Source organism: Streptomyces sp. MK37H (assembly GCF_018035285.1).
Lineage (GTDB): Bacteria > Actinomycetota > Actinomycetes > Streptomycetales > Streptomycetaceae > Streptomyces > Streptomyces endocoffeicus.
Window position 1 is genome coordinate 1 of sequence record NZ_JAAAYH010000612.1, and the last position, 4,052, is coordinate 4,052.

Annotated in this window: 4 protein-coding genes; 1 reads left to right on the plus strand and 3 read right to left on the minus strand. The window is 72.2% G+C overall.

Annotation, left to right across the window (positions count from 1 at the left end):
* Positions 1–150: 150 nt before the first annotated feature.
* Positions 151–1,026, minus strand: coding sequence for an SDR family NAD(P)-dependent oxidoreductase (locus tag GWI24_RS41525; RefSeq protein WP_374103405.1), 876 nt, complete (start codon positions 1,024–1,026; stop codon positions 151–153).
* Between the two features lie 84 nt (positions 1,027–1,110).
* Between GWI24_RS41525 and GWI24_RS41530 the strand changes: the two genes are divergently transcribed.
* Complete coding sequence (locus GWI24_RS41530; protein WP_210951196.1) at positions 1,111–1,788, plus strand: TetR/AcrR family transcriptional regulator; 678 nt, start codon at positions 1,111–1,113, stop codon at positions 1,786–1,788.
* Between the two features lie 236 nt (positions 1,789–2,024).
* On the opposite strand, the gene GWI24_RS41535 is transcribed toward GWI24_RS41530, so the two are convergent.
* Both GWI24_RS41535 and GWI24_RS41540 read right to left on the minus strand, forming a co-directional pair.
* A complete protein-coding gene (locus GWI24_RS41535) occupies positions 2,025–2,663 on the minus strand; it encodes a TetR family transcriptional regulator C-terminal domain-containing protein (protein WP_308344267.1) in 639 nt (212 codons plus the stop codon).
* A partial coding sequence (locus GWI24_RS41540; protein ID WP_210951198.1) for a CocE/NonD family hydrolase occupies positions 2,660–4,052 on the minus strand: 1,393 nt, incomplete at its 5' end. The genes GWI24_RS41535 and GWI24_RS41540, both read right to left, overlap by 4 nt.

Consider the following 4,052-nt stretch of genomic DNA (forward strand, 5'->3'; position numbering starts at 1 on the left):
TGACCTGAGTCGGAGATTTTCGGGTAGTTCTCGCGAGCTGGCTGACGTGCCGGAGGCCGGACTTCAGCAGGCCGGGTCGGACCTGGCGACCGCCCGACATCCGGTTGATGGCCGCCCATCTGACGAAGAACTTCCGACTCAGGTCACTAGCTAGGCGGCCGCACCCTCGGCCGGGAGGTCCATCGGGTACGGCTCGCCGAAGTCCGCCGAGCGGCTGACCTTCTCCCAGGCGGTCGCCTCGGCGAGCTGGCGCTGGGAGTAGTCCCGCGCCATGGTCGCCGCGTTCACGCCCAGCGGGAGATGGCTCGGGACCTCGCCGCGATGGACGGTCCGCACGATGATCTCGGCGGCGCGCCGAGGGTCCCCGGCCGCACCGTCCGTGCTCTGCCGCACCCGCCGATTCATCTCCCCGACAGTCGCGTCATAGGCGTCGGGGATCGGGTGGACCGTCATGGAGGAACCGGCCCAGTCGGTGGCGAAGCCGCTCGGCTCGACGACCATGACGCGCACGCCGAGCGGCGCGGTCTCCGCGGCGAGGACCCGGCTGAAGCCGTCCACCGCGAACTTGGCCGCCTGGTAGGAGGCGATGCCCGGCGATCCGCCGACCCGCCCGCCGATCGAGGAGATCTGCACGACGGTGCCGGCTCCCTGCTGCCGCAGGACGGGGAGCGCGGCCTTGGTGACGTGGTAGACGCCCCAGAAGTTCGTCTCGAACTGGGCGCGGAAGTCCTCGTCGTCCGAGGTCTCGATGGGCGACACATTCGCGTATCCCGCGTTGTTCACGAGCACGTCGACGCGCCCGAAGCGGGCGAGCGCCGCCTCGACGGCCTCGCGCGCCGCCTCGGGGCGCGTGACGTCCAGTGCGAGGGGGTGGATGCGGTCGCCGTACTCCTTGAACGCCTCCGCGAGCGCCTCGGGGCGCCGGGCGGTGGCCACGACGCGGTCACCGGCTTCGAGGGCGGCGGTGACCAGGGCGCGGCCGAGACCGCGCGACGAACCGGTGATGAACCAGACCTGTGAACCCATAACCTGTGAACTCATACCGTTAGTACAACACCGTTCTCTTATTTACGCAACAGCGTTCTCTTAAGGGTTCCTATGATGTCCGGCATGACTACGCCTGCCTTCCAACGTGCGCGCAGTGCCCAGGCCAAGCAGGCGCGGGAAGAGGCGATCTTGGACGCGGCCCGTGCCCTCGCCCGCGAGCGCGGGATCCGGGACGTCACCCTCACCGACATCGCCGGGGCCGTGGGGATGCACAAGTCGGCCCTGCTGCGCTACTTCGAGACGCGGGAGCAGATCTTCCTCAGGCTCACCGCGGAGGGCTGGCGGCAGTGGTCCGCCGAGCTGCGCGGCGAGCTGGAACGCCGGACGCACGCCACGGCCCCGGAGGTCGCCGAGGTCGTCGCCGCCACGCTGGCGGCCCGGCCGGTGTTCTGCGACCTGCTGGCCCAGGCGCCCATGAACCTCGAACGCAATGTGTCGATCGACTCGGTGCGCGACTTCAAACTGGTGACGCTCGAGGAGATCGAGCTGATCGGCGACGAGCTGCGCCGGCTGCTCGGGCTGACCGAGCTCCAGACCGTCGACCTCGTCGCCACGGCGACCAGCCTGGCCGGGGCGCTGTGGCAGATGGCCACCCCCGGCCCGCGCCTACGGGAGCTCTACGAGACCGACCCCCGCCTCGGCCACGCGATCGTCGAGGTGGAACCCCGCCTGCGCCGCGTCCTCACCGCGTTCCTCAGCGGCCTCGACGCGGAATCGTCGGCGGCCTCGAGCGACACCTAGGGCGTGTGTCGAAAGTGGCGCCGTCCGCCCGGAGGGCGGGCCCCGCGGCGTCTGGTGCGTGCGATCGCAAGGCGGAGGGTCGTCCTCGCGGGGGTACCTCCCGGACGGAGTCCGGGGGCGGGCCTACTCGGACGATCCCGACAACGCGGCGAGCGTGCGTGCCAGGCGTCGCGGGGCAGGCGGGACTTTCGAAACACGCCCTGGCAGCACCCCATGGCCCGGATGGCGCCCCGGCCTCAGCCCCGCAGCTCCGCCTCCACGAAGCGCCGCAGGTGGCGGCGGGCGTCGGCCACGCTCAGGGCCGGGACCTGGCGGAGGCGGCGCAGGGCGAGGCCGTCGGACAGGGCGGAGAAGCGGAGGGCGAAGTCGGCCGGGTCGTCGCAGTGGAAGTCGCCCTCGGCCCGGCCCCGTTCCACCAGGGCCCGGATCTCGCCGTGCCAGCTCTCGTACCGCTCCGCCTGGCCACGGGCGAAGGTCTGGTCCCGTTCACCCGCGTTCCAGTAGTCGAACCACATCCGCCAGTGCCGGTCCGTGTCCTCCGTGAAGAGCGCGTCGATGAGCAGCCGCAGCCCCTCCGCCCCGCTGGTGGCCTGCCCGGCGGCGTCGCTCAGCGCGGCGTAGTAGCGCTCTATGTGCAGCACCATCGCCTCGGAGAGGACTTCCTGCACGCTTTCGAAGTGGTACGTGACCGTGCCGACCGATACCCCGGCCGCGGCCGCCACCTCGCGCACCCCAACGGCCTTGGTGCCGCGCTCGGCGATGAGCGGCACCGCGGCCTCCACGATGAGCCGGCGGCGCACCTCGGTGGGCTGCCGGGTGCGGGCGGAGGCGGCGACGGCGCGGCGCGGTGGGCGGCGTTCGGAACGGGACGTCACGCGGACGTCCTCGGTGTGGTGCGGTGCCATGCGCGCGTGGCCACTGTCTCTCCGTTCGCCCGTGCCTCGATGCTGCTGTCCATGATGAATTCCTCCGCCGTGGCCCGCAGTTCCATGGCGGTGACGACCTCCGCGTCCCAGTCCCCGCGCCGCAGCCGGATGGTCCACCGAGAGCTTGCCACGGCCGACAGCGGATCGCCGGAGCGGATGCGGTAGGTCTCGCGGGCGCTCTCCTCGTAGCGCAGCCCGTCCGGATAGGTGCGGGAGCCGCCGTAGTTGGGGTCCACCTCCAGCACGTACTCCCCCGTGGCGACGTCATGGGTGACGGTGCGTTCGGGGCGGGGATCGGCAGGCGGATCGACGGTCACGGGAAGCGGCGGGGCCTGTTCGGGCTCCTCGAAGGTGATCGGCGGGCGGCCCGCGTCGGCGCCCGGGTCCCGTACCGGCAGCAGCAGCGCGCTCTCCCCCGGCACGACCGTCAGCCCGCCGCGCTCGCCGTGCGGCCAGACCCACGGCCAGTACGCGTCGGAGACGGCGACCCTGACGCGGTGGCCGGGCGGGAAGGCGTACCCCGTGGCGTTCAGCTCAAACTCGACGTCCTCTTCACGCCCCGGCTCCCACTCCACGGCCTTGTCCCGGCCGTGCCGGGACATCAGGTTGAGCACCCCACGGGTGACCAGGGTGGAGGAGCCGTCGGGTGCCACATCGCAGACCCGGGCGATGACATGGGCGCGCGGGGTGGCGCTGTCCAGCCGCAGCCGTACTCGGGGGCGGCCCAGGATCTCCACCCGCGCTCGCAGCGGCGCCGAGTCGAAGTAGACCGAACGGCCGTCCTCCTCGCGCTGGTCGGGCGGCAGATCGGTGGCGTTGCCGAAGGGGAAGAAGCGTCCGGCGTCCAGCCCGGTGTGCAGCGGCGAGCGCACGATCACCGGCTCGTCGGCCGGGCCGCCGAGGGGGCGTTCGTCCCAGCCGACGGACGGCGACGGCCAGGAATCCTCGCCGACCCAGCGGCCCGGCATCGTCTCGTATGAGGTGGCGGGCGGTACGGGGTCGTTGATCCAGGCGCGGAGGATTGGCTCGTCCAGCACACCGGTCGGCTCGTCCTTGAGCCAGTGGTCCCACCAGCGCAGGGTCTCCTGGAGGAAGCCGATCGCCGGGCCCGGGGGCAGCCCCCGGTCCGGGTACTGGTGCGACCAGGGGCCGATCAGCCCGCGTACGGGCGCGTCGAGGTGCTCCAGCAGGCGCAGCACGGTGTCCCGGTACGGGTCGGCCCAGCCGCCGACCGCGAGCACGGCGGCCTCGATCGCGCCGTAGTCCTCGCAGACGCTGCCGTGCCGCCAGTAGTCGTCGCGCTCCTGGTGGGCGAGCCAGGTGTGCAGATACGGCTCG

What these genes read in the sequence shown, in the direction of transcription:
- GWI24_RS41525 (WP_374103405.1), bottom strand. Translation starts at nt 1,026, where the DNA reads ATGGGTTCACAGGTCTGGTTCATCACCGGTTCGTCGCGCGGTCTCGGC.
- GWI24_RS41530 (WP_210951196.1), top strand. Translation starts at nt 1,111, where the DNA reads ATGACTACGCCTGCCTTCCAACGTGCGCGCAGTGCCCAGGCCAAGCAG.